This window comes from Jiangella muralis, assembly GCF_001270745.1.
In the GTDB taxonomy this organism is placed as follows: Bacteria; Actinomycetota; Actinomycetes; order Jiangellales; family Jiangellaceae; genus Jiangella; species Jiangella muralis.
The window spans coordinates 132,253-154,697 of sequence record NZ_LFXL01000030.1 but is presented as its reverse complement, the minus strand read 5'-3'; the positions used below and the strand labels follow the sequence as shown (position 1 = coordinate 154,697).

Here is a 22,445-nt window from a genome sequence, read left to right as displayed (position 1 = left end):
GTGACGGGGTGAGTGCTGCGCTTCGCTGGTTCCGGGTCGCGGCCGTCGCCGAGGGCATCTCCTGGGCCGGCCTGCTGGCAGGGATGTTCTTCAAGTACGTCGTGGTCGAGAACGAGATCGGGGTGCAGATCTTCGGCCCGATCCACGGCGTCGTCTTCCTCGTCTACATCGTCACCGTCATCGCCGCCTGGCGGGCGGAGCGCTGGTCCTTCACGACGACGATTCTCGGCCTCGCCTCGGCCATCCCGCCGTTCATGACGGTCTGGTTCGAGCGCCGCGTGCTGCGCGAGCGGGCCGCCGTCCTTCAGTAGGTCGCGCGCCCGCCGCTGATGTCGTAGACCGCGCCGGTGGAGAAGCTGACCCGGTCGGAGCAGAGGAACGCGATCAGCTCGGCCACCTCCTCCGGGCGGCCGACCCGCCGCATCGGGATGAGGCTGGTGATGTGCGCGAGCACGCCGGGCTCGGTGTTGTCGTTCATCGGCGTGGCGATGACGGCGGGCGCGATGGCGTTGACGAGGACGCCGCTGGTGGCGAGCTCCTTGCCGGCGGACTTGGTGAGCCCGATGACGGCCGCCTTCGACGCCGAGTACACGGACAGGTTCGGGTTGCCGTCCTTGCCGGCCATGCTGGCGACGTTGACGACCCGGCCCCAGCCGCGCTCGCGCATGCCGGGGACGAACGCGCGCATGGTGTTGACGGTGCCGATGACGTTGATCTCGAAGACGCGGCGCCACTCGTCCGCCGTCGTCTCGTCCAGTGGCCGGTTCGGGCCGACGATGCCGGCCGAGTTCACCAGCACGTCGACCGGGCCGATCCGCGCCAGGGCCGCCTCGTCGGTGACGTCCGCGGCGACGTCGGCGCCGTGCAGGTCGAGCGTGGTGACGGTGTATCCGCCGGCGCGCAGGCGTTCGGCCGCCGCCGCGCCGAGCCCGCTGCCACCGCCGGTGACGAGCGCCGTCCTGGTGTCAGTGCGATTCACGGCTGACCTCCGATCCGCTGGAGCCGAGGAGGAAGTCCAGGTCGGCGCCGGTGTCGGCCTGGAGTACGTGGTCGACGTAGAGCCGTTCCCAGCCACGGAAGGGCCGGGCGTAGCCGTCGACGGTGGCGTCGTTGGGGGAGCGCGCGGCCAGCTCGTCGTCGCTGACCTCGACGTCGATGCGCCGCGCGGCGACGTCCAGGCTGACGACGTCGCCGGTGCGCACCAGCGCGAGCGGCCCGCCGTCCGCGGCCTCCGGGGCGACGTGCAGCACGACGGTGCCGTACGCGGTGCCGCTCATCCGGCCGTCGCACACCCGGACCATGTCGCGCACGCCCTGGGCCAGCAGCTTCTGCGGTAGCGGCAGGTTCGACACCTCCGGCATGCCGGGGTAGCCCTTCGGGCCGCAGCCGCGCAGCACCAGGACGGAGTCGGCCGTCACGTCGAGGTCCGGGTCGTCGATGCGGGCGTGCAGGTCCTCGATGCTGTCGAACACGACCGCCGGGCCGCGATGGCGCAGCAGCGACGGCGACGCGGCGGCCGGCTTGATCACCGCGCCGCGGGGCGCGAGGTTGCCGCGCAGCACCGCGATACCGCCCTCGTCGACCAGCGGCGCCGACCGCGGCCGGATGACCTCGGTGTCCCAGATCTCGGCGTCGTCCAGGTAGTCGACCAGCGGCCGGCCGGTCACCGTCAGCGCCGCCGGGTCGAGCAGGTCGCGCACCTCGCGCAGCACCGCCGGCAGCCCGCCGGCGCGGTGCAGGTCGTCCATCAGGAACCGGCCGGCCGGCAGCAGGTCGACCAGCACCGGGACGCGCGAGCCGATGCGGTCGAAGTCGTCCAGCGTGAGGTCGATGCCCAGGCGCCCGGCGACGGCGAGCAGGTGCACGACCGCGTTGGTCGAGCCGCCGATGGCGGCCAGCGTCACGATCGCGTTGTGGAACGACGCCCCGGTCAGGACGGTGCTCGGCCGGCGGTCCGCGGCGACCAGCTCGACGGCGAGCCGGCCGGTGCCGTGCGCGGCGGCCAGCAGCCGGCTGTCCGGCGCCGGGGTGCCCGCGACACCCGGGACGACCATGCCCAGCGCCTCGGCCAGCAGGCCCATCGTCGACGCGGTGCCCATGGTGTTGCAGTGGCCCTTGCTGCGGATCATCGCCGACTCCGAGCGGGTGAAGTCGTCGCGCGAGAGCGTCCCAGCGCGGACCTCCTCGGACAGCCGCCAGACGTCGGTGCCGCAGCCCAGCGGGGCGCCGCGGAACGTGCCGGTGAGCATCGGCCCGCCGGGCACGACGACGGCCGGCAGGTCGACCGACGCGGCCGCCATGAGCAGCGCCGGGATGGTCTTGTCGCAGCCGCCGAGCAGCACGACGCCGTCGACCGGGTTGCCGCGCAGCATCTCCTCGGTGGCCATGGCGGCGAGGTTGCGCCACAGCATGGCGGTGGGCCGCAGCTGCGTCTCGCCCAGCGACAGCGCGGGCAGCTCCTGCGCGATGCCGCCGGCCTCGTGGACGCCGTCGCGTACGGATCGCGCCACCTCGTCCAGGTGCCGGTTGCACGGCGTGAGGTCGGACGCGGTGTTCGCGATGGCGATCTGCGGCCGGCCGGTGAACGCGTCGTCGGGCAGGCCGCGGCGCATCCAGGCGCGGTGGATGTAGGCGTCGCGGCCGTCGCCGCCGTACCACTGGGCGCTGCGGAGCTCGGTCACGGCAGAACCTTCCGATTATCGAAACGACGCTCTACTATCTGGAACATGCGGGACGCAGACATGGTGGCGGGCGACGGCCGTCCCGGTCAAGAGGGCGGCCGGGTCGTCGGCTCCGACCGCGTGCTCGCCGTGCTCAAGGAGCTGGCCGCCCACCCCGGCGGCGTCGGGCTGGACGAGCTGACCCGCGTCGTCGGCAGCCCCAAGCCGACGGTGCACCGGGCGCTGCGGTCGCTGCGCCGGGCCGGCCTGGCCGGTCAGGACGCCCGCGGCCACTACCTGCTGGGCGACGAGTTCCTGCGGCTGGCGTTCGCGCACCACGAGGCCCGGCCCGAGCACGTCCGGCTGCGGCCGGTGCTGGAGGCGCTGGCGGCCCGGTTCGGCGAGACCACGCACTACGCGGTGCTCGACGGCCGCGAGGTGGTGTACCGCGCCAAGGTCGACCCGCCCAGCGGCGCCGCCCGGCTGACGTCGGTCGTCGGCGGGCGCAACCCGGCGCACTCGACCGGCGTCGGCAAGCTGCTGCTGGCGCACTCGTTGCCGACGCCGTCCGCTGTGGCGGGATGGGTGGGCGCCGGGCCGCTGGAACGGCGGACGGCGCGCACCCGCGTCACCGCCGACGAGCTGGCCACGGAGCTGGCGGCCGTCCGCGAGCGCGGCTACGCCCTGGACGACGAGGAGAACGAGACCGGCGTCGCCTGCCTGGCGCTCCCGGTGTACGCGCTGGCGCCGGGCACACCGTCGGGCGCGCTCAGCGTCAGCGCGCTGACCTATCGCACACCGCTGGCCACGCTCGTCGACGCCGTCGACGAGATCCGCGGCGTGCTCGGCCGGCTGGGGGAGAGTAGTAGATGAGGGCGTTCGTGCTGACCGGTCCCGGCGCGGGCGGGGTGCGGGAGGTGCCGCGGCCGGTGGCGGCACCCGGCGAGGTGGTGGTCGACGTCGAACGGGCCGGCGTCTGCGGCACCGACGCCGAGTTCTTCAGCGGCGACATGGCCTACCTGCGGTCCGGGCACACGACGTACCCGCTGCGGCCCGGGCACGAGTGGGCCGGCGTCGTCTCGTCCGTGGGCTCCGGCGTCGACGCCGCGTGGCTGGGGCGGCGGGTCATGGGCGACACCATGATCGGCGACGGGACCTGCCGGCGCTGCCGCCGCGGCCTCCAGCACGTCTGCGAGGCGCGGCAGGAGGTCGGCGTACGCGACGGCCGGCCCGGCGCGCTGGCCGAGCAGCTGGCCGTCCCGGCGTCGTCGCTGCACGCGCTGCCCGGCTCCGTCGACGCCGTGCTGGGGGCGCTGGTCGAGCCGGGCGGCAACGCGCTGCGGGCGGCGCGGGCCACCGGGGCCGGCGCCGGTGACCGGGTGCTGGTGTTCGGGCCCGGCACCATCGGGCTGATGGCGGCGATGTTCGCCCGCGCCGACGGCGCCGAGGTGCACCTGATGGGCCGCACCGAGGCGTCGCTGCGGTTCGCCCGTTCACTGGGATTCGAGCACGCGTGGACCGAGGACGAGCTGCCGGACCTGCCGTTCGACGCCGTCATCGACGCGACCAACGCCGCGCAGCTGCCGGCGCGCGCCGTCGAGCTGGTCGAGCCCGGCGGGCGGGTCGTCTACATCGGGCTGTCCGCGACGCCGAGCACGCTCGACACCCGGACCCTGGTGCTCGGCGACGTCACCGCGGTCGGCATCCTGTCCGCGTCGCCCGGCCTGGCCGCGACGATCGAGGCGTACGCCAGCGGGGCGGTCGACCCGCGGCCGCTGGTCGGCGCCACCGTCGGGCTCTCGGACGTCGCCGCCGTCCTGGCCGGGACGCACCCCACCGGTCCCGCCCCCAAGGTGCACGTCGACCCGCGTCTCTAGGGTGCGCTCGGACCGCTCCGCTGCTAGCACCATTCCGCCACATAGCCGTCCGCGCCGGCAGGGAGGGCGTCGCGGTCGCGCAGCAGCACCGCGATCTCGTCGCCGCGTTCGGCGCAGGCGGCGGCGAACGCGGCGCTGCCGTTGTCGGTGTACTCGATCTCGATGACGTGCTGCCCGTAGACGTCGGTGTAGGCGGCGCACTCGTCGTGGACCTCGCACTCCTCGGCGATGGCGAAGTCCAGGTGCGCGGTGTCGCGCCCGGCGGTGCCCAGTTCCGGGGCGTTCTTCTGCGCGATGGCCAGGCCGAGCTCGTGCGCCCGCTCGGCCAGCAGCGCGGCGAACGCCAGGTTGTCCGCGTCGTCCAGCAGACCGTGCGAGCGGGTCCACGAGTCGAGGTTGTCCGGCTCGACGGCGGCGAAGCCGGCCTCGGCGCAGCGCTCGAGCTCGGCGCCGACGACCTCGGCCAGCGCCGCCCGGTTCGCCTCGGTCGACGTGTCGAGCAGTGCCTCGTCCGGCCAGTCCGGGTCGGTGACCAACTCGCCGTCGTCGCGCAACAGCAGGTCCTCGTGCTCGCGCTGCCACCCTTCGAGCGTGCCGGGCTGGGTCTGGAACGCGTTGACGTAGCAGATGCCGTAGCGGTCCGGCGCCGGCTCGGCGGTGACGTCGCGGATCACCACCTCCACCTCGTCGGACGGCGGATACGGGCCGCCGAGCTGGTAGTCGACGCGGCCACCCTCGGGCGGGAGCCGCACGCCGTCGCCGTCATCGTCCCCGCCACAGCCGGCCAGCAGCACGACCGCCGCCAGCAGGGACGCGGCCGCACGCCAGCCGTGTGACAACTGCGGCCGGCCAGCCGCGGTTGCTCGCGTCGTCGGCATGGGCAGAATCATCGTGCACACCCATGCTCACCGCGAACGCCGGCGGCGTGGTGCTCACGTCAGCGCCCGGCCAGGCCCTTCACCAGGAACGTCGTCCCGAACACCAGCAGGATGGTGATGTTGATGGTGCGGTCGTGCGCGGTGATCCACGCGGTGATGCGCGCGAGCGCCCGGGGCGCGCTGCCGGGCGCGAGCCAGCGCCACAGGATCGGGATCAGCATGCCGGAGACCGCGGCGACGACCAGCAGGACGGCGCCCACGACGTGGCCGGTGTCGGCCGCGGCCACCACCGCGAGCCCGGCGACCAGGATCGGCACGTTCGGGTTGAGGATCGCCAGCGCGAGCCCGGCCCCGAACGCGAACCGCGGTGTGGCGTCGTGCAGCCGGGCGGCGAGGCCCTTCTTCGCCCGGCGGGCCCGGCGCCGGTCCCGTCGCTTGACGATCAGCGGCACCGCGAGCAGCAGGAGCAGCGCTCCGACGCCGATCTCGACGTCGCTCTTGGCCCGCACCGACAGCAGCGGCTCCGAGCTCGCCGCCGCGAGCCCGACGACGACCGCGGCGAGGATCGAGTAGGCGAGCAGGAACGCGGCCATGAACGCGAGCGCGTTGGCGAACGGCCGGGACGTGCCGAGCAGCAGGATCCCGCCGGCGATCGCGATCGGCGTGATCAGCAGGCCGATCATCGACGGGATCAGCTCGAGGACGAGGTCGCCCATAGACACCCCTAGACCGCGGCCGCCTCGCCGCCGTGCACGATCAGGGCGTAGATCACGACGGCGTCCAGCGCGATCACGATCAGCGCCCAGATCGGGTAGACCGGCAGGATGGTCAGCTGCGCGAGCAGGCTCAGCGCGGCGACCGCCGAGCCGAGCACCCGGCCCCAGAGCGTGCCGCCGAGCACCCCGGCGCCGGCGATCACCAGCAGCGCGCCCATCGCGACGTGCACCCAACCCCACGTGGTGAGGTCGACGACGATCAGCCGGTCGCCCACGGCGGCGGTGAACTCGTCGTCGAACACCGCCACGAGCCCCTGGAACGCCTGGAACAACCCCAGCGTGACGAGCATGATGCCGCCGAACCAGACCCAGCCCACCCACCCGGTCACGCTGTCGCGCTCCGCCTGCGTCATGACGTCATCGTGGCGGCCGCGGGTGGTGACGCCCTCACCCCAACGGGGTGAGGACCGGCCGGCGGGCGGTGGCGCACGGTGGGGCATGGCCGGTTCGCGGGAGCGTGCAGCGCGGGCGGCGACGGCGGTGCGTGGCTGGCTCCGCTCGGTCCGGCCGAGCCGCCGACACCTGCGCGCGGACGTCGTCGCGGCGGTCCCGAGCGCGGTCGGCAGCGTTCCCGATGGCATGGCGTCGGCGGCGCTGATCGGGGTGAACCCGGTGTTCGGCCTGTACGCGAGCATCGTCGGCCCGGTCGCCGGCGGGCTGGCCACCAGCACCCGGATGATGGTGGTCGCGACGACGACGGCGGCGGCGCTCGCGGCGGCGTCCGCGCTGGACGGCGTCGATCCGGCGGACCGTCCGGCGGCGTTGTTCCTGCTGACGATCGTCGCCGGAGTGCTGATGATCGCGGCCGGGCTGCTGCGGCTGGGCCGGTACGCGCGGTTCGTGTCGCACTCGGTGATGACCGGGTTCCTGACCGGCGTCGCGGCGAGCATCATCTTCGGCCAGCTGTCCGGGTTCGCCGGCGCCGACGTCAGCGGCTCGACGAACGTCGCGAAGGCGTTCGACCTGGTCACGCACCTGGGCCGGATCAACGTCGCGTCGCTCGGGATCGGCCTGGCGACACTGGGCATCCTGTTCGGGCTGATGAACAGCCGCTGGAGCACGTTCGGCGCGCTCGCGGCGCTGGTCGTCCCGACGCTGGTGGTGGTCGTGTTCGGGCTCGACAGCGTCGAGCAGGTGCGCGACGCCGGGGACATCCCGCGGGAGCTGCCGCTGCCGGTGCTGCCCGACCTCGGGATGTTCACGTTCGACCTGCTCACGGGCGCCGCGGCGGTCGCCGTCATCGTCCTCGTGCAGGGCGCCGGGGTCAGCGAGGCGGCGCCCAACCCGGACGGAACGCCGTCCGACGCCGGCCGCGACTTCGTCGCCCAAGGGGTGGCCAACGTCGCCGCCGGGCTGTTCCGCGGCCAGCCGGTCGGCGGCTCCGTCAGCGGGACGGCGCTCAACGTCGCGATGGGCGCCCGGACCCGGTGGGCGGCGATCCTGTCCGGTGCGCTGCTGCTGCCGATCGTGCTGCTGTTCGGCGGGCTGGTCGGGCTGGTGCCGACGCCGGTGCTGGCCGCGGTGCTCATCTACGCCGCGATCACGTCGATCCGGCCGGGCGTCGTCGCGGCGATCTGGCGCACGGGCGCGACGTCGCAGATCGCGCTGGTGACGACGTTCGCGGCGACGCTGGTGCTGCCGGTGGCGGCCGCGGTGGGGATCGGCGTCGCGCTGTCGCTGTTGCTGCAGTTGAACCAGGAGGCGATGGACCTCAAGGTCGTCCAGCTGGAGCCGCTGCCGGACGGCAGGTTCCGCGAGCGGCCGGCGCCGCAGCGGCTGGACGCCGGTGTCGTCGTCGCGCTGGACGTGTACGGGAGCCTGCTCTACGCGGGAGCGCGGACGCTGCAGGCGCGGCTGCCCGACCCGGCCGGCGCCCGCGGGACCGCCGTCGTCATCAGGCTGCGCGGACGCACCGCGCTCGGCGCCACCTTCTACCGCGTCGTGGCCGGCTACGCGCGGCGGCTGTCCGACGCCGGCGGGCGGCTGTACCTGTCCGGCCTCGACCCGCACCTGCTGGACCAGGCCCGCCGCGCCGGCGTCGACCTCGACGGCCCGGTCCGCGCCGTCGCCGCCACCGACGTGGTCGGCGAGTCCACGCTGCACGCCCTGCACGACGCCGACGCCTGGCTGCTGCGTCAGTCAGGCGACCGGCCGGGCGGCTGACCCGGCCGCGTCGTCAGGCGAGCGTGGCGGCCACCTTCGGCAGCACCTGCTCCAGGCCGTAGCGGACGCTCAGCGCCGACGGGAAGCCGATGGCCAGCGCGGTCGGCAGGTCCAGCGCGACGTAGCGGCCGTCGCGCACCGCTGGCACCCGCTGGAAGAGCTCGTTCGCCTCCAGCGTCGTCCGCGCCTCGGGCGTGTTGAAGGTCAGCAGCAGCACGTCGGCGTCGAGCAGCTCCAGCTCCTCCGGGCTGATGATCGCCCGGCCGGGGATGCCGGAGCTGGGCAGGCTCGTGACGGCGGGGGAGAGCTCCATGCCGAGCTGGGCGAGGAACTCCGCCGACGCGTCGGCGGTGCTGTTGATGGTGTTGACGGCGCCGTCGGCGGTCACCGGCCCGAGCGTGAACGTCAGCCCGGCCAGCTGCGGGTGCGCGTCGATCGCGGCGGCGATGGCGTCGTTCGTCTGCCGCAGCTGCCGCTCCGCCTCGTCGGCCCGGCCCAGCGCCTCGCCGATGCGCGTCGTCGTGGTGGTCCAGTCGTCCTGGTTGTAGCCCTCGGCCCAGGACAGCGTCGGCGCGATCTGGCTGAGCTGGTCGTACTCGTCGGCCAGCCGCTGGCGGTCGGTCGCGAGAATGAGGTCGGGCCCCAGCTCGGCGATCGCCTCGTACGGCAGCTCCGCGACGTCGACGATGTGGAGCTCGTCGCCGCCCAGCTCCGGGAGCACCCACGGCGCGACGCCGCCCTGGACGAACTGGCTGAGGTCGGGGCTGAACAACGGCACCACACCGAGCGCGACGGCCGCGTCGGTGTCGCGGTACTGGCCGACGGACACGACCCGCCGCGGCGACACCGGGACCTCGATGGTCCCGAGCGCGCCGGTGATCGAGCGGGTCTCGCCGCCGGACTCGTCGCGGGACGAGCCGCCGCCGCAGCCCGGCAGGACGGCGAGCGCCGCGCCCGCGCCCAGCGCCGTCAGGGCGGACCGGCGGGAGATCGTCAGGGATTTAGGCATGCCTAAGCTTATCGACGGCCACGCGGTCGTGAGCCATCCGGGGGCGGGGGCAGTCTGGGCACACCTCGACGTCCGCAGCCGTCTTCGATGGCGAGAACCGTCCGAACGGCGCCCGGAACACGACTCCCGCCATCGAAGACGGTCGCGGGAGTCGAGGACACGTGGCGAGCACACCGGCGAACCAGTGTGCGCGGGCACGGACGACGCCCGGAGCGGGCCTCAGGCGACGCCGGCGCGGATCTGGTCGTCGAGGAGGGACGGGTCGTCGGCGAGGGAGCGTTTGACGTGGGCGGTCCAGTCGTCGGCGAGCACCTCGGCGGCGCCGGCGGCGAGGCCGTCCAGCCCGGCCTGGACCGCGTCGGACGGGTCGCCCTTGGGGCCGTCGTAGGCGGCGGTGAAGTCGGTGTCGACGGCGCCGAGGTGCAGGCCGGTCACCCGGGTGCCCTGCCCCGCCAGTTCCAGCCGGAGACCGTTGGTGAGCGCCCACTGGGCCGCCTTCGCCACGTGGTAGCCGTTCGTCCCCGGGTAGGCGAACCACGACTGCGCCGACAGCACGTTGAGGATCGCGCCGCCGCCGTTGCGGGCCAGCGCCGGGGCGAACGCGCGCACCATGGCGAGCGTGCCCCACAGGTTGGTCTCGACCTCGGCGCGTAGGTCGGCGACGTCGCTGGTGAGGAGGTTGGTCCAGCGGCTGATGCCGGCGTTGTTCACGAGCAGCGTGATGTCGCCGGCCCGGTCGGCGGCGGCCCGCACGTCCGCGGCGTCGGTGATGTCGAGGCGCAGCGGGATGACGCCCGGCAGGTCGATGGTCTCGGGGCGGCGCGCGGCGGCATAGACGCGGGCCGCCCCGCGCTGCAGGAGGTGGGCGGCGAACAGTCGGCCGAGGCCGCGGTTGGCGCCGGTGACGAGCGCGACCGCGCCGTCGAGAGGGAAGCTCTGAGTCATGTGTGGCAGGCTAGAACCTGACGTTGACGTCAGAGTCAAGTAGTGAGGGAGAACGATGCGCATCGGTGAGGTCGCGAGGCGGTCCGGCGTCAGTGTGCGGGCGCTGCGCTACTACGAGCAGCAGGGCCTGCTGACGTCCCAGCGCACGGCCGGCGGTCAGCGCGAGTACGCCGACGACGCCGTCGGGCGGGTCCGGTTCTTCCAGCAGCTCTACGCGGCCGGGCTGTCCAGCCGCCGCATCGCCGAGCTTCTGCCCTGCGTCGACACCGGCACGACCACCGCCGCCCAGCGCACCATGCTCGACGACGAGCGGGCCCGCATCGCCGAGCGCATCGCCGCCCTGCACACCGCCCTCGACCGCCTCGACGACCTCATCGTCGCGGCCGACGCCCGCAGCGCCTGAGCGCCGCGAGCTGTGCACTTTCCGCTCGGGTGGGTACTCGACACTGTGCGCTGGCCGAGCCGTGAGGTAAGAGCGGGAGACAGGGTTTCAGGCGGCCCCTGCCGGGGCAGGCGTCAAGCAGACCGCGGCTGGTCCCACCTGCCGCCAGCGCTCGCCGTCGTGGCGCGGCGCCGGACGGCCTGATCGAGCGCGTCGACGACGCCGGCGGGGGAGCAGACGGCGACGGCGCGGGACCACGGGCCCTCGGGCGACGGCGGGCCGCACAGCACGAGCGGCGTCCCGGCCACGACGGCGCACAGGAACGGGCGGTCGCGGCCGGACGGCGGGCCCGGGCGCTCGCGGACGTGCACGTGCGCGTCGACCAGGTGGTCGGCCAGCGGGCAGGTGCCGCCCATCGCGAGGGTGCAGTGCTCGCCGCCGCGGCAGCCGTAGACGGTGTGCCCGGCGCGGCGCAGCCGGCCGGCGACGTCGGCCGCGTCGCCGCTCGGTGTGGTGGCGGACAACAGGACCCGCATGGGGATCACCTCCGGAACACCTCCGACGCTACGCGCGCGGCGGCGGCTGCCCCAGAGTCGTTGGCGCTCGCCCGGCGGGACCTTCGGCCTACGGCTCGGGGAGGGCGGCGCGCTGCTGCAGCAGCTGGGCGACGACCCGCTCGGTCAGCTCCAGCCCGCCCGGCGACGACTCCAGCGGCGGCTGCTGCCGGTCGTCGCCGTGGACCTCGCGGTGCAGGCGCTCCATGTCCTCGTCGAGCTTGGCCGCGGTGGTGGCGGCCTCGTGCAGGCTGAGCAGCAGCGCGTCGGGCACGTGTTTGTCGTACTTGTAGTAGATCTTGTGCTCGAGGCTGGCCCAGAAGTCCATCGCGATGGTGCGGAACTGCACCTCGACGGGCACCGGCGTCGGCCCGTCGGACAGGAACACCGGCACCTCGACGATGGCGTGCAGGCTGCGGTAGCCGTTGGGCTTCGGGTTCTGGATGTAGTCCTTCACCGTGACGACCTCGATGTCGCGCTGGCCGGTCAGCAGGTCGAACACGCGGTAGGCGTCTGAGACGAACGAGCAGGTGACGCGGACGCCGGCGATGTCGGTGATCTGTTCGCGCAGCCGCTCGAAGGTCGGCTCGCAGCCCTTGCGCCGCGCCTTCTCCAGCACCCCTTCGGGCGTCTTCAGCCGCGCCGAGACGTGCTCGATCGGGTTGTAGACGTGGACGGTGCGGAACTCCTCCTGGAGGATGCGCATCTTCGTGGTGATCTCGTCCATGCCGAATTTGTAGGAGAGCATGAACCGCGAGAACTCGTCGCGCAGTTGCCGGAACTCGGCGACGACGTTCGCGGGCAGCACGGCGGTGTCGTCGGGGGCCGGGAGGGCTGGTTCGTCCATCGCTTTCGATCGTATGCGAGCCGCGAGCCGCTACGGTCTGAGCCGTGGCTTTCGACTACGACGCGGAGCTGCGCCACCTCGACCCGCCGTTCCGCACCGCGCTCGAGCTGCGCGGCGCCGACCGCGTGCTCGACGTCGGGTGCGGGGCGGGCCGGACGACGTGCGACGCGGCGGGCGTGGCGGTGGACGGGGCGGTGCTCGGCGTGGACGTGTCGGCGACGCGCGTCGACGAGGCGCGCGGGCGGGCCGCCGCCGAAGGGCTGCGCAACGTGGCGTTCGAGGTCGCCGACGCGCAGACGCACCCGTTCGGCGACGGGGAGTTCGACCTGGTGATGAGCCGGTTCGGGACGATGTTCTTCGCCGACCCGGCGGCCGCGTTCGCCAACCTGGCCCGCGCGACCCGCCCCGGCGGGCGGCTGGCGATGATCGTCTGGCAGGGTCGCGCCGCCAACGCGTGGGCCGGCCCGCTGCTCGACGCGGTCGCGGGGGAGGTGCGGACGCGGCCCGACGACGGCGCGTTCTCGCTGGCCGTTCCGGAGGCGACCCGGGCGCTGCTGGCGGCGGCCGGCTACGGCGGCGTCGAGCTCACCGGCGTGGCGCGGCCGGTCTGGTACGGCGCCGGCACCGACGCCGCGTTGGCCGCGGTGCTCCAGCTCAGCGAGCCGCGGGCGGAGCTGGCCCGGTTCGACGGCGACGAGCGGGCCCGCGCCCACGAGCGCCTGCGCGACCACGTCGCCGCCCACGCGACCCCGGACGGTGTGCTGTTCGACGCCCGCGCGTGGATCGTCCGCGCCGAACGGTGACAGGCCCTCAGGGCGCGACGACGGTCCAGTCGAGGTACTTGGCGGTGCGGTCGTCGCCGGACGAGCGGCCGGTCAGCCGCCGCCGCACCCACGGCGCGACGTACTGGCGGTAGTACCGGACGTTCTCGGTGAGGCCCGGCGCGGTGCGCGTGGGTCCGGCCGGCGCCATCCACTCCGGCGGGTACGACGCGCCCAGCGTCGCCAACGTGCGGGCCGCGACCCGGCGGTGGCCGGCGGTGTTCAGGTGCAGCCGATCGGCGGACCAGTAGTCGGCGCGGGCCAGCTCGGCGTCGCTCCAGTTGTCCGCGAATGTGACGTCGTACCGGGCGGTCAGCTCCCGTGCCACCGCCGTCAGCAGGTCGCCCAGCCGCTGGATGCGCCGGCCCATCGGCAGCCCGCCGCTGGGGTTGCCGCCGCTGAGGATGATCGGCCGCACGCCGTTCTCGAGGCAGCGCAGGATGACGTGTTCGGTGAGCGCGCGGAGCCGGACGAGGTCGGCCCGCGCGCGCATGAGGTCGTTGCCGCCGCCGTTGAAGGTGAGCGCCGTCGGCTCCAGCGCCAGCGCCGGCTCCAGCTGCTCGTCGACGATCTGCCCGGCCAGCCGGCCGCGGATGGCGAGGTTGGCGTACTCGACCGGCTCGCCGCGGTCGCGGGCCAGCCCGCCGGCCAGCAGGTCGGCCCACCCGCGGGGCGTGCCGTCGGGGAGGACGTCGCCCACACCCTCGGTGAAGCTGTCGCCGATGGAGACCAGCCGCATGGCCTCAGTATCGGTTATCGCCCGGATCGGCCGCGCTCGACCCCTTGACGGCATTCGTCGGCATCGATAGTTTTTCGACCACCATCGATTTTCTACCGATTGGTGACCATGAAGTTGATCAAAGGCACCGACGCGCAGGCCGTGGACCGCGGGTTCGACGGCGACGTGCGGGTCGACGCCTCGGTCTGCTTCGACTTCGTGGTCAGCCTGCGGGCGCTCTACAACCCGCGCACGTTCACGCGGTCCCGGCGCTGGACGTCGGAACAGCTGGAGCGGCTGGGGGACGAGCACACCGAGGCGGCCAGGTTCCTGTTCCAGGGGTTCGAGACCGCGCTGGGGTACGGGGCGATCCGCGTCATCACGGACCTCCAGCCCGGGGCGGGGCCTCGCGACCTGATCGACGCCGTCGCGGCGCTGCCGGCCGCGGACCTCGCGATGCTCATGCTCGACGACGGCGAGGCCGACGCGGCGCGGCTCGCGGCCTACCGCGAGGTGCTGGACGGCGCTGCGACGCGGGCGACGGCGGCGGTGGCCGGCCTGCTGCCCGGCTGGGCGGCACGGTGCCGCCGCGTGCTCCGCGAGCCGGACGTCGTCCAGGCCGAGCTGGTCGGGGTGTTGAGCAACTACCTCGACCGGGTGTTCGCCGAGCAGGCCGACGACCTCACGGCGCTGCTCGACGACGCCGCCGGCGCCGCACGGGCGATGCTCGACGTGGTGCCGGCGCCGACGGTGATCGAGCAGCTGACCGGCGGCTACACCCTCGGCGAGGACCTCGACCTGCGGTCGGTGACGCTGGCGCCGTCGGTCTTCGCGCACCCCTACATGTCCGCACGCGTCGACCAGGCCGCTCGTGCGGCGCTGGTCGTGTACGGCGTGCCGAGCGCCTTCTTCGACGGGTACGACCCGGTGCCGATCCGCCAGGATCTCGTCACGGCGCTCAAGGCCATGTCCGATCCCAACCGGCTCGCGCTGCTGCGCATGCTGGCGGAGCGGCCGATGTACGCCGCCGAGCTGGCCGCGCAGCTGCGGCTCGGGCAGCCGACGGTGCATCACCACGTCCACCGGCTGCGGGCGGCGGGCATGGTGCGACAGGAACGCGACCGGGTGGGGACGCGGTACTCGCTGCGCACCGAGGCGACGGCGCAGCTCATCCGCTCGATCGAGGACTGGATCTTCGGCAGCACCGACCGGAGGTCGTGACGCCAGGGGCCGGCGCCCACGGGGCGGTGGGCCGGCTCAAGCCTTCACCCGGAGAACGCTTCGTTCCTAGGGAGACCATCATGCGTGGTCGCTACACCAGCCTCACCTCGTGCTCACTCCTGCTCGGCACCGCGCTGGCCGTCGCGGCCTGCACCAGCGTGCCGGTGGACGACCGCGGGCCGGCCGACGCGCCGACCATCGACGACGTCGCGGGCCGGGAGCCCGTCCCCACGATCCAGCTGCTGACGAAGACGGCGGCCAACGATCCGTCCCGGTTCGAGCTGTCGCGGATGATCGTCGAGGCCTGGCAGGAGGCCGGCATCGACGCCGAACTGCTCCCCGTCGACGACGCCCAGCTGAACGCGCGCACGTTCACCGGGAAGGACTACGACGCGTTCGTCGTGTCGTACGGGCCGACGCCGGAGCGTCTGGACCCGGACAACTTGCTGAGCCGGTTCCAGTCGGACGGCGCGACGGACGCCGGGTCGAACGTCTCGATGTTCGTCGACCCCGGCTACGACGCGGCCTACCTCGAGCAGAACCAGGCCGACGCCGAGGCCAGGCGGGCCGCGGTCGAGGAGGCCCAGCGCATCCTCTACGACGAGGTGCCGGTGGTGCCGTTGATCTATCCGGTCGTCGGCGCCGCCTACCGGTCGGACCGGTGGGAAGGCGTCGAGCCGTCCGTCGGCTATCCGCTGTTCAACGTCTGGAACGCGACCGCGGCGACGCCGCTGGACGAGCGCGACACGCTGGTCGTCGGCACCGTCTTCGAGCCGCCGACGCTCAACCCGGTGCTGGTCGACACGCTGGAGAGCCAGATCCCGCTGTCGCTGGTCTACGACACGCCGCTGGCGATCGACGCGGCCGGCGAGACCGTCGAGCGGGCCGCCGAGAGCGTCGAGGTGTCCGGCTCCGAGGTCACGCTGACGCTGCGCGACGGGCTGAGCTTCAGCGACGGCGCCCCGGTCACCGGCGCGGACCTCGCGTTCACCGTCGAGTACCTGCGCGACACCGCCGCGCCGCTCTACGCGGCCGGGCTGGCCGGGGTGAGCGGCGTCGAGGCGGACGGGCAGACCGTGACGATCACGCTGGCCGCGCCCGCGGCCGCCTTCACCGACGTGACGCTCACGCAGCTGCCGATCCTGCCGCGGCACGTCTGGTCGGCGGTGGCCGACCCGACGACCTTCACGAACGAGGCGCCGGTCGGGTCCGGGCCGTTCGTGCTGGAGCAGCGCCGCATCGGCGAGTCGCTGAGCTTCGCGGCCCGGCCGGACCACTACGACGCGCCCGCGGTGCAGCGGCTGGAGCTGACCATCCTCGGCAGCTTCGAGGCGGGTATCAGCGCGCTGACGTCGGGCGAGATCGACCTCTACGACGACGTGCAGCCGGCCACGCAGTACCAGTCGCTGAAGGACGCCGACGGGGTCACCGTCGTCGAGACCCAGAGCCACGGCTGGCGCGGGCTGCACTTCAACACGTCCCGGGCGCCGTTCGACGACCGCGCCTTCCGGGCGGCGCTGCGCTCGCTGGTCCCGTACGACGACCTGGTCGAGGTCGTCATGGAGGGCGCGGCCGAGCCGGGTGGCTCGGTGATCGCGCCGAGCCTGGAGCAGTGGCACGACCCGGACCTCGCGCCGTTCGAGTACGACGCGGGCGCGGCGATGGAGGCGCTGGCCGACGCGGGCTACGCGTTCGGGCCAGACGGCCGGCTCTACTACCCCGAGACCGGTTCCTGAGCGGAGGTGCGTAGCCATGGCGACCGACACCACCCCACGCGTCACCGCGGAGCCACCGCCGTCCAACCGGCGACGGAGCAGCCGTCCGCTGGCCCGGTTCCTGCTGAGCCGGCTGCTGCAGATGCTGGTCACGCTCGCGGTGCTGATTCCCCTGACGTTCCTGCTCTTCCGCGCCGTCCCGGGCGACCCCGCCGCCGCGGTCGTCGGCCCGGACATGGACCCGGCCGTCGCCGACCAGCTGCGGGAGCAGTACGGCCTGGACCAGCCGCTGCCCCAGCAGTTCCTGTCGTACTGCCTGGCGCTGCTGCAGGGCGACCTGGGCACGTCCTTCCAGTACAAGGTGCCGGTCGTGGACGTGCTGGCCGACCGGCTGGTGAACTCCGCGGTGCTGGTGGTCCCGGCGGTGCTGTTGGCGGTCGCCCTCGGCGTCGCGCTCGGCGCGTTCGCCGCGACGTCGAGCCGCCGGTTCGACGAGGGCGTGCGCACGTCCGCGTTCGTCATCAAGGCCTCGCCGATCTTCTGGGTGTCGACGCTGGCGCTGACGCTGTTCGGGCTGACGCTGGGCTGGGTGCCGTCGCTGGGCATGTTCTCGCCGGGCGAGGGCGGTGACGGGCTCACCCGGTTCCTGTCGCTGGACTTCCTGCACCATCTCGCGCTGCCGCTGACCATCCTGGTGCTCTACTACCTGGTCGAGCCGACGCTGACGATGCGCACGTCGATGAAGGAGGTGCTCGACCAGGAGTTCATCGAGCTCGGCCGGGCCCAAGGGCTGCCGCGGCGTCGCATCGTCTACCGGCACGGCGCCCGCAACGCTGCGCTGCCGGTGGTGACGCTGGCGCCGGCGCTCGTCGACAACATCATCGGCGGCCAGGTGATCGTCGAGACGGTGTTCTCGTGGCCCGGCATGGGCCGCGGCGTCGTCGAGGCCGTCAACAACTACGACTACCCGATGATGCAGGGGATCTTCCTGCTGACGGCGGTGACGGTCATCGTCGTCAACGCGGTCATCGATGTCGCGTACGCCTACCTCGACCCGAGGGTGAGGCTGGCATGAGCGCGACGATCGCGACGGTCGGCTGGCAGGCGGCCCAGCGCCTCTGGCGCACCCCCGGCGCGAAGCTCGCGCTCATCGGGTTCGGGCTGTTCGTGCTGGTGGCGCTGATCGGCCCCTGGATCGCGCCGTACGACCCGTTCGCCCGGTTACAGCTCGCGAACGGCGAGCCGGCCCGCTCGGTCCCGCCGAGCCTGGAGCACCCGTTCGGCACCACCAGCTACGGGCGCGACGTGCTCAGCCAGGTGATCTGGGGAACCCGCCGCACCCTCGTCGTCGGCTTCGTCGGCGCCCTGGTGACGGTCGTCATCGGAGTCAACGTCGGCCTCGTCGCCGGGTTCGCCGGCGGGCGGACGGACGCGCTGCTCATGCGCATCACCGACAGCGCCTACGCGCTGCCGTTCCTGCCGTTCGCGATCGTGCTGGTCGGGATCCTGGGCCGGTCCGACGTCGTGCTGCTGCTGGCCATCGCGACGCTGTTCTGGCGGACGACGGCGCGCGTGGTCCGGGCCCAGGTGCTGAGCCTGAAACAGCGGCCGTTCGTCCGCGCCGCCGTGGTGGGCGGCGCCCGGCCGCGGCGCGTGCTCTACCGCCACATCGCGCCGAACGTCGTCTCGCTGGCCATGCTCTACGGCCTGTTCCTCGTCACCGAGGCCGTCATCGCCGAGGCCAGCCTGAGCTTCCTCGGCCTCGCCCCGCCCGACTCCATCTCCTGGGGGACGATCATGTTCGACGCGTTCACCTCGACCGAGCTGAACACCACCTGGTGGTGGGCGTTCTTCCCGGGCCTCGCGATCATGCTGTTCGTCCTGTGCATGTCGCTGCTCGGCCGCGCCTACGAGTCAGCGCAGGCGCATCGCTGGGAAAGCCGGCAGCCGTGACGGGGCCCGGTCTCGACGTCCGCGGGCTGGCCGTGACCTACCGGAGCGCCGACGGTGACCGTCAGGCCCTGGAGGGCCTCGACCTGACCGTCGCGCCCGGGCGCACCGTCGGCCTGATCGGGCGCTCCGGCTCCGGCAAGACGACGGCGGGCAAGGCCGTCCTCGGGCTGCTCCCGCGCACAGCGACAGTGTCCGGCGAGGTGCGCTTCGACGGCCAGGACCTGCTGGCGATGCCGGAACGGCACCGGCGGCGGCTGCGCTGGGAGCACCTCGCGCTCGTCCCGCAGGCCGCGATGAGCGCGCTCGACCCCGTCATGGCGGTGGACGCGCAGCTCGCCGAGGTCGTCCGCGCCCACCGCGGCGTCGGCCGGAAGGCGGCGCTCGCGCTGGCGCACCAGGCGCTGGAGCGGGTCGGCATCCACGCCGACCGCGCGTCGTCCTACCCGCACCAGTTCAGCGGTGGCATGCGCCAGCGCGCCCTGATCGCCATGGCCACCGTGCTGGAGCCGTCGGTGCTGGTCGCCGACGAACCGACCACCGGGCTGGACGTCATCGTCCAGGACCGGGTGCTGGAGCTGCTGGTCCGGGCCAAGGAGGAGCTCGGCCTGGCGCTGCTCGTCGTCACGCACGACCTCGGGGTGGCGAACGAGCTGTGCGACCACGTCGTCGCGCTGGAGCACGGCCGGGTCCGGGCGGCCGGCACGCCGGCGCAGGTGCTGGGCCGGCCGGCCGACGCAGGCGTGGTCCTGCCGCGGCCGGAGCGCGAGCCGGTGCCGGCGCTGGAGGTGTCCGGGGTGACGGTGAGCTTCGCCGGCGGGCGCGGGCTGGCGGCGTTGCGCCGGTCCAGCGAGCTGACCGTGCTGCGCGACGTCTCGCTCACCGTGGGGCGGGGCGAGGTCGTCGGGCTGGCGGGGGAGAGCGGCTGCGGGAAGAGTTCGCTGGCCGGGACGCTCGTGGGCCTCACCTCCGTCGACGAGGGCGTGATCCGCGTCGCCGGGCACGAGCTCGCCGCCGGCGACCGCGCCGACTGGCGGCCGCTGCGCCGGCACGTGCAGATGATCTTCCAGGATCCGTACGACTCGCTGAACCCGCGGCTGCGCGTGCGCGACGCCGTCGCCGAGCCGCTCGTCGCACAGCGCCTCGCCGCGGACGACGCCGACCGGGACCGCCGCGTGGCCCGGGCGATGGACGACGCCGGCCTGACCCCCGCGTCCGACTACCTCGACCGATATCCGTACCAGCTCAGCGGCGGCGAACGGCAGCGGGTCGCCATCGCCCGCGCGCTGGTCGTCGAGCCTCGGGTGATCCTCGCCGACGAACCGGTGTCGATGCTCGACGAGCACACCGCCGCCGGCGTCGTGGCGCTGCTCGCCGGCCTCGCCCGGCGCTTGGACGTCGCCGTGCTGCTGGTCTCGCACGACGTGTCGCTGCTGCGGCGGGTCTGCGACCGGGTCGCCGTCATGTACCTGGGTCGCATCGTGGAGCAGGGGCCCGCGCGCGACGTCCTCGACGGCCCACGCCACCCCTACACGCAGGCGCTGGTGCGCGCCGTCCCGTCCCGCGTTCCGGGGGAACGGCGCGCCCGCGTCCTGCTGGACGGCGAGCCGCCGTCGCTGCGGCACCGGCCGACCGGGTGCGCCTTCCACCCCCGCTGCCCGGTCGCGTCGCCGTCCTGCGCGGGCGACGACCCGCCGCTGCTGGACCTGGCGCCGGGCCACGGCGCCGCCTGCTGGCACCCCGTCGCCGCGGCCACGGAGAAGGGAGCCGCCCGGGCCTGACGCCGCACCCGTCACCACACCCCACCACCGAAGGGACAGCACCATGCAGATCATCACGCCCGACGACGTCGACACCAACGACAACGAGACCCGCACCAGCTGGCGGCTGCTCAACGCCGACACACTGGGCGTCGACTACGGCGCGCGCGGCGGGCTGATCGACTACAAGCCCCGCGCGCAGGAGCCGACCGACGAGCAGCTCGGCGGCGCGCACGAGCACCCGGAGTACTACTACGTGATCTCCGGGTCCGGCGTCGTCGGCCTGCCGGGCGAGCGGGTCCCGATCAGGGGCGGCTCGGCGTTCGTGATCCCCGCCGGCGTCCGCCACTCGATCTGGGGCTCGTCCGAGGACGGCCCCGTCACGGCGTTCTACGTCTCGCTCAAGCGATGAGCCTGAGCGAACCGGCGGTCGCCGCCGCTGACCTGTCGCCCTCCGTGGCGACGGGTCAGCGGGCGATCCACGACCACGACCTCACCTATCCGCTCTGGCCGCCGCTGGTCGCGGGCTGCCCGCGATCGAGCACCGAGACGATGGCGTACCCGCTCGAGGTGGCCTACGACTACGCCGCGCTCGCGCCGGGCGTCGTCGACGCGCTGTTCGGGCGCGCCGACGTGCCCGCCGACGCGTCGGCCTGGGCGCCGCTGCTGCCGCCGCTGCACCCCAGCCTGGTCCGCGGCATCGGCGGGACGTCCCTGCTCGACGCGTCGGCGCTGTTCGACACCGATGTGCCGGTGCTGCTCAAGGACGAGAGCCGCAACCCGACGTGGAGCCACAAGGACCGGCTCAACCTGTGCGCCGTCAGCGCCGCCGCCCTGTCCGGCGCGCCGGGCGTCGTCGTGGCGTCATCGGGGAACCACGGCGCGTCCGCGGCGGCCATGTCCGCGGCGGTCGGGCTGCCGTGCGTCGTCGTCATGTCGGCCGGTGGCCCGCCCGCCGTGGAGTCGTTCGTCGGGGCGTACGGCGCCACTGTCCTGTCGGTGCCGCGGGACGCCCGCTGGAGCGTCGTCAAGGACATCGTCGACCGGCTCGGCTTCCAGCCGGTCAGCAACCAGACCGTCACGCACACCGGCCATCCGTTCGGGCCCGAGGGCTACAAGACGATCGCCTACGAGCTCTTCGTCGAGCTGGGGCACCGGGTCCCCGCGGCCGTCTTCGTCCCGGCCGGCTACGGGGAGCTGCTCTACGGCGTGTGGAAGGGCTTCGAGGAACTGCGCGCCCTCGGCGTCGCCACCGCGGCGCCGGCGATCTACGCGTCCGAGGTGGCCGGGCGCGACGTCATCGCGACGGCGCTGCGCGAGCGGCGGCCCGCCGTGACGGTGCCCGCGACGCCGACAGACGCCTACTCCGTCGCCACCACCACCGGCGGCTACCGCGCGACCCACGTCATGACCCACACCACCGGCTCGGTCGTCGGCGTGAACGACGCCGGGATGCTGGCCGCGCAGGACCTGCTGGCCCGGTTCGGCATGTGGCAGGAGCTCTCCGGCGTGATCGGCGTGGCCGCCCTGCGTCGCCGCCTCGCCGCCGGCGCCACGTTCGACGGGCCGGTCGTGTGCATCTGCACGTCGAGCGGCTTCAAGGACAAGAACGCGCTGCGCTACCAACCCATCCCGGCCGGCGCCGACTGGGCGTCGGTCTCCGCCGTGCTGACCGCCCACGGCATCCCGGCCTCGTGACCTGGCTGGGTGAGTCCGATTGATCATGGTTACGCAGCCTGGGTGGCCGGCCGTGCGCCCGGGTCTGCCGCGTTCGCCGTGGTCCGCACGTTGGCCGTCCCCCTGGCGCCCATTTTCTCAGCCGCGTGATCGCGCCTCAAGCGGACCCATGGGGCGCTTCGCGCGCTGGGTGTCCGCTTGACCCGCGGTCCCGCGGCCAAGAACGGGCACTTATCAGGGGGACGGGGGCAGTTTGGGCACGCCTCACTTCACCCGCGCCGGGTGCACCTCACCCGCGTCAGCACCGCATGGCCGCCGGGGACGGCGCTCATCCGGTGCTGCGGCGGGTGACGTGCCCACGAGACGAGTGACGTCGACGATCTGGGACGTCTTCGATGGCCAGAGTCGTCCAAACGGCGCCCGGAACACGACTCTCGCCATCGAGGACGACTCCGGGAGTCGAGGACGACCAAAGGTGCACCGGCAGGAACA

23 protein-coding genes are annotated in these 22,445 nt (G+C 73.7%); 13 read left to right on the top strand and 10 right to left on the bottom strand.

Features of this window, described 5'->3' with window-relative positions:
* Positions 1-8: 8 nt before the first annotated feature.
* Positions 9-311 carry a DUF3817 domain-containing protein gene (locus ACW62_RS24315; RefSeq protein WP_053206696.1) on the top strand — a complete coding sequence of 101 codons (303 nt, stop codon included), beginning with the start codon at positions 9-11 and terminating at the stop codon, positions 309-311.
* Here the strand turns inward: ACW62_RS24315 and ACW62_RS24310 are convergent.
* Together ACW62_RS24310 and ACW62_RS24305 are read right to left on the bottom strand one after the other, a co-directional pair.
* Positions 305-979, bottom strand: a complete 675-nt coding sequence (locus tag ACW62_RS24310; RefSeq protein WP_053206695.1) for an SDR family NAD(P)-dependent oxidoreductase — start codon at positions 977-979, stop codon at positions 305-307. The two genes, ACW62_RS24315 and ACW62_RS24310, sit on opposite strands and share 7 nt — an antisense overlap.
* On the bottom strand, positions 966-2,681 hold the full coding sequence (locus tag ACW62_RS24305; RefSeq protein ID WP_053206694.1) for an IlvD/Edd family dehydratase: 1,716 nt from the start codon (positions 2,679-2,681) through the stop codon (positions 966-968). Before ACW62_RS24305 ends, ACW62_RS24310 begins: the two co-directional genes overlap by 14 nt.
* 45 nt (positions 2,682-2,726) lie before the next feature.
* Between ACW62_RS24305 and ACW62_RS24300 the strand changes: the two genes are divergently transcribed.
* Positions 2,727-3,533 (top strand): IclR family transcriptional regulator, encoded by an 807-nt coding sequence (locus ACW62_RS24300; RefSeq protein WP_053206693.1) that lies wholly within the window; start codon positions 2,727-2,729, stop codon positions 3,531-3,533.
* Complete coding sequence (locus ACW62_RS24295) at positions 3,530-4,537, top strand: zinc-dependent alcohol dehydrogenase (RefSeq protein ID WP_053206692.1); 1,008 nt, start codon at positions 3,530-3,532, stop codon at positions 4,535-4,537. The genes ACW62_RS24300 and ACW62_RS24295 overlap by 4 nt, the downstream gene beginning before the upstream one ends.
* 23 nt (positions 4,538-4,560) lie before the next feature.
* On the opposite strand, the gene ACW62_RS24290 is transcribed toward ACW62_RS24295, so the two are convergent.
* The 3 genes from ACW62_RS24290 to ACW62_RS24280 are packed head-to-tail and all read right to left on the bottom strand — an operon-like array spanning position 4,561 to position 6,544.
* Complete coding sequence (locus tag ACW62_RS24290) at positions 4,561-5,415, bottom strand: endo alpha-1,4 polygalactosaminidase (protein ID WP_053206691.1); 855 nt, start codon at positions 5,413-5,415, stop codon at positions 4,561-4,563.
* Positions 5,416-5,474: 59 nt separating this feature from the next.
* Entirely contained in the window at positions 5,475-6,131 is a 657-nt protein-coding gene (locus ACW62_RS24285) for a GAP family protein (RefSeq protein WP_053206690.1), read from the bottom strand.
* 8 nt (positions 6,132-6,139) lie between these two features.
* Positions 6,140-6,544 (bottom strand): DUF7144 family membrane protein, encoded by a 405-nt coding sequence (locus ACW62_RS24280; protein ID WP_053206689.1) that lies wholly within the window; start codon positions 6,542-6,544, stop codon positions 6,140-6,142.
* 85 nt (positions 6,545-6,629) lie between these two features.
* On the opposite strand from ACW62_RS24280, the gene ACW62_RS24275 reads away from it, so the two are divergent.
* Positions 6,630-8,354, top strand: a complete 1,725-nt coding sequence (locus ACW62_RS24275) for a SulP family inorganic anion transporter (RefSeq protein ID WP_083460118.1) — start codon at positions 6,630-6,632, stop codon at positions 8,352-8,354.
* 13 nt (positions 8,355-8,367) lie between these two features.
* On the opposite strand, the gene ACW62_RS24270 is transcribed toward ACW62_RS24275, so the two are convergent.
* Together ACW62_RS24270 and ACW62_RS24265 are read right to left on the bottom strand one after the other, a co-directional pair.
* Complete coding sequence (locus tag ACW62_RS24270) at positions 8,368-9,363, bottom strand: ABC transporter substrate-binding protein (protein ID WP_053206688.1); 996 nt, start codon at positions 9,361-9,363, stop codon at positions 8,368-8,370.
* A gap of 219 nt (positions 9,364-9,582) precedes the next feature.
* The gene (locus ACW62_RS24265; RefSeq protein ID WP_053206687.1) at positions 9,583-10,308 is read right to left on the bottom strand and encodes an SDR family oxidoreductase; all 726 of its coding nucleotides are present in this window, start codon (positions 10,306-10,308) and stop codon (positions 9,583-9,585) included.
* Between the two features lie 55 nt (positions 10,309-10,363).
* On the opposite strand from ACW62_RS24265, the gene ACW62_RS36280 reads away from it, so the two are divergent.
* Positions 10,364-10,711, top strand: a complete 348-nt coding sequence (locus ACW62_RS36280) for a MerR family transcriptional regulator (protein ID WP_053206686.1) — start codon at positions 10,364-10,366, stop codon at positions 10,709-10,711.
* Positions 10,712-10,824: 113 nt separating this feature from the next.
* On the opposite strand, the gene ACW62_RS24255 is transcribed toward ACW62_RS36280, so the two are convergent.
* Together ACW62_RS24255 and ACW62_RS24250 are read right to left on the bottom strand one after the other, a co-directional pair.
* The gene (locus tag ACW62_RS24255; protein WP_053206685.1) at positions 10,825-11,226 is read right to left on the bottom strand and encodes a hypothetical protein; all 402 of its coding nucleotides are present in this window, start codon (positions 11,224-11,226) and stop codon (positions 10,825-10,827) included.
* Between the two features lie 88 nt (positions 11,227-11,314).
* Positions 11,315-12,091 carry a GTP pyrophosphokinase gene (locus ACW62_RS24250; RefSeq protein WP_053206684.1) on the bottom strand — a complete coding sequence of 259 codons (777 nt, stop codon included), beginning with the start codon at positions 12,089-12,091 and terminating at the stop codon, positions 11,315-11,317.
* Positions 12,092-12,135: 44 nt separating this feature from the next.
* On the opposite strand from ACW62_RS24250, the gene ACW62_RS24245 reads away from it, so the two are divergent.
* A complete protein-coding gene (locus tag ACW62_RS24245; RefSeq protein WP_053206683.1) occupies positions 12,136-12,894 on the top strand; it encodes a class I SAM-dependent methyltransferase in 759 nt (252 codons plus the stop codon).
* A 7-nt stretch (positions 12,895-12,901) separates the two neighbouring features.
* Here ACW62_RS24245 and ACW62_RS24240 read toward each other — a convergent pair whose 3' ends face one another.
* On the bottom strand, positions 12,902-13,651 hold the full coding sequence (locus tag ACW62_RS24240) for an SGNH/GDSL hydrolase family protein (RefSeq protein ID WP_053206682.1): 750 nt from the start codon (positions 13,649-13,651) through the stop codon (positions 12,902-12,904).
* A 108-nt stretch (positions 13,652-13,759) separates the two neighbouring features.
* Here ACW62_RS24240 and ACW62_RS24235 point away from each other — a divergent pair, with 108 nt between their 5' ends.
* The 7 genes from ACW62_RS24235 (at position 13,760) to ACW62_RS24205 (ending at position 21,974) form a co-directional block, all read left to right on the top strand.
* Positions 13,760-14,851, top strand: coding sequence for an ArsR/SmtB family transcription factor (locus tag ACW62_RS24235; protein WP_157574950.1), 1,092 nt, complete (start codon positions 13,760-13,762; stop codon positions 14,849-14,851).
* Positions 14,852-14,931: 80 nt separating this feature from the next.
* Positions 14,932-16,587, top strand: coding sequence for an ABC transporter substrate-binding protein (locus ACW62_RS24230; protein WP_053206680.1), 1,656 nt, complete (start codon positions 14,932-14,934; stop codon positions 16,585-16,587).
* A 16-nt stretch (positions 16,588-16,603) separates the two neighbouring features.
* A complete protein-coding gene (locus ACW62_RS24225; RefSeq protein ID WP_053206679.1) occupies positions 16,604-17,641 on the top strand; it encodes an ABC transporter permease in 1,038 nt (345 codons plus the stop codon).
* A complete protein-coding gene (locus ACW62_RS24220) occupies positions 17,638-18,519 on the top strand; it encodes an ABC transporter permease (RefSeq protein WP_053206678.1) in 882 nt (293 codons plus the stop codon). Before ACW62_RS24225 ends, ACW62_RS24220 begins: the two co-directional genes overlap by 4 nt.
* Entirely contained in the window at positions 18,516-20,297 is a 1,782-nt protein-coding gene (locus ACW62_RS24215; RefSeq protein ID WP_053206677.1) for an ABC transporter ATP-binding protein, read from the top strand. The genes ACW62_RS24220 and ACW62_RS24215 overlap by 4 nt, the downstream gene beginning before the upstream one ends.
* Before the next feature lie 43 nt (positions 20,298-20,340).
* Positions 20,341-20,688, top strand: coding sequence for a cupin domain-containing protein (locus ACW62_RS24210; protein ID WP_053206676.1), 348 nt, complete (start codon positions 20,341-20,343; stop codon positions 20,686-20,688).
* Entirely contained in the window at positions 20,685-21,974 is a 1,290-nt protein-coding gene (locus tag ACW62_RS24205) for a threonine synthase (RefSeq protein ID WP_053206675.1), read from the top strand. The genes ACW62_RS24210 and ACW62_RS24205 overlap by 4 nt, the downstream gene beginning before the upstream one ends.
* Positions 21,975-22,445: the final 471 nt, after the last annotated feature.

Coding starts and splice junctions, on each gene's coding strand:
- ACW62_RS24300 (WP_053206693.1), top strand. CDS start 2,727: ATGCGGGACGCAGACATGGTGGCGGGCGACGGCCGTCCCGGTCAAGAG.
- ACW62_RS24295 (WP_053206692.1), top strand. CDS start 3,530: ATGAGGGCGTTCGTGCTGACCGGTCCCGGCGCGGGCGGGGTGCGGGAG.
- ACW62_RS24290 (WP_053206691.1), bottom strand. CDS start 5,415: ATGCCGACGACGCGAGCAACCGCGGCTGGCCGGCCGCAGTTGTCACAC.
- ACW62_RS24285 (WP_053206690.1), bottom strand. CDS start 6,131: ATGGGCGACCTCGTCCTCGAGCTGATCCCGTCGATGATCGGCCTGCTG.
- ACW62_RS24280 (WP_053206689.1), bottom strand. CDS start 6,544: ATGACGCAGGCGGAGCGCGACAGCGTGACCGGGTGGGTGGGCTGGGTC.
- ACW62_RS24275 (WP_083460118.1), top strand. CDS start 6,630: ATGGCCGGTTCGCGGGAGCGTGCAGCGCGGGCGGCGACGGCGGTGCGT.
- ACW62_RS24270 (WP_053206688.1), bottom strand. CDS start 9,363: ATGCCTAAATCCCTGACGATCTCCCGCCGGTCCGCCCTGACGGCGCTG.
- ACW62_RS24265 (WP_053206687.1), bottom strand. CDS start 10,308: ATGACTCAGAGCTTCCCTCTCGACGGCGCGGTCGCGCTCGTCACCGGC.
- ACW62_RS36280 (WP_053206686.1), top strand. CDS start 10,364: ATGCGCATCGGTGAGGTCGCGAGGCGGTCCGGCGTCAGTGTGCGGGCG.
- ACW62_RS24255 (WP_053206685.1), bottom strand. CDS start 11,226: ATGCGGGTCCTGTTGTCCGCCACCACACCGAGCGGCGACGCGGCCGAC.
- ACW62_RS24250 (WP_053206684.1), bottom strand. CDS start 12,091: ATGGACGAACCAGCCCTCCCGGCCCCCGACGACACCGCCGTGCTGCCC.
- ACW62_RS24240 (WP_053206682.1), bottom strand. CDS start 13,651: ATGCGGCTGGTCTCCATCGGCGACAGCTTCACCGAGGGTGTGGGCGAC.
- ACW62_RS24235 (WP_157574950.1), top strand. CDS start 13,760: ATGAAGTTGATCAAAGGCACCGACGCGCAGGCCGTGGACCGCGGGTTC.
- ACW62_RS24230 (WP_053206680.1), top strand. CDS start 14,932: ATGCGTGGTCGCTACACCAGCCTCACCTCGTGCTCACTCCTGCTCGGC.
- ACW62_RS24225 (WP_053206679.1), top strand. CDS start 16,604: ATGGCGACCGACACCACCCCACGCGTCACCGCGGAGCCACCGCCGTCC.
- ACW62_RS24220 (WP_053206678.1), top strand. CDS start 17,638: ATGAGCGCGACGATCGCGACGGTCGGCTGGCAGGCGGCCCAGCGCCTC.
- ACW62_RS24210 (WP_053206676.1), top strand. CDS start 20,341: ATGCAGATCATCACGCCCGACGACGTCGACACCAACGACAACGAGACC.
- ACW62_RS24205 (WP_053206675.1), top strand. CDS start 20,685: ATGAGCCTGAGCGAACCGGCGGTCGCCGCCGCTGACCTGTCGCCCTCC.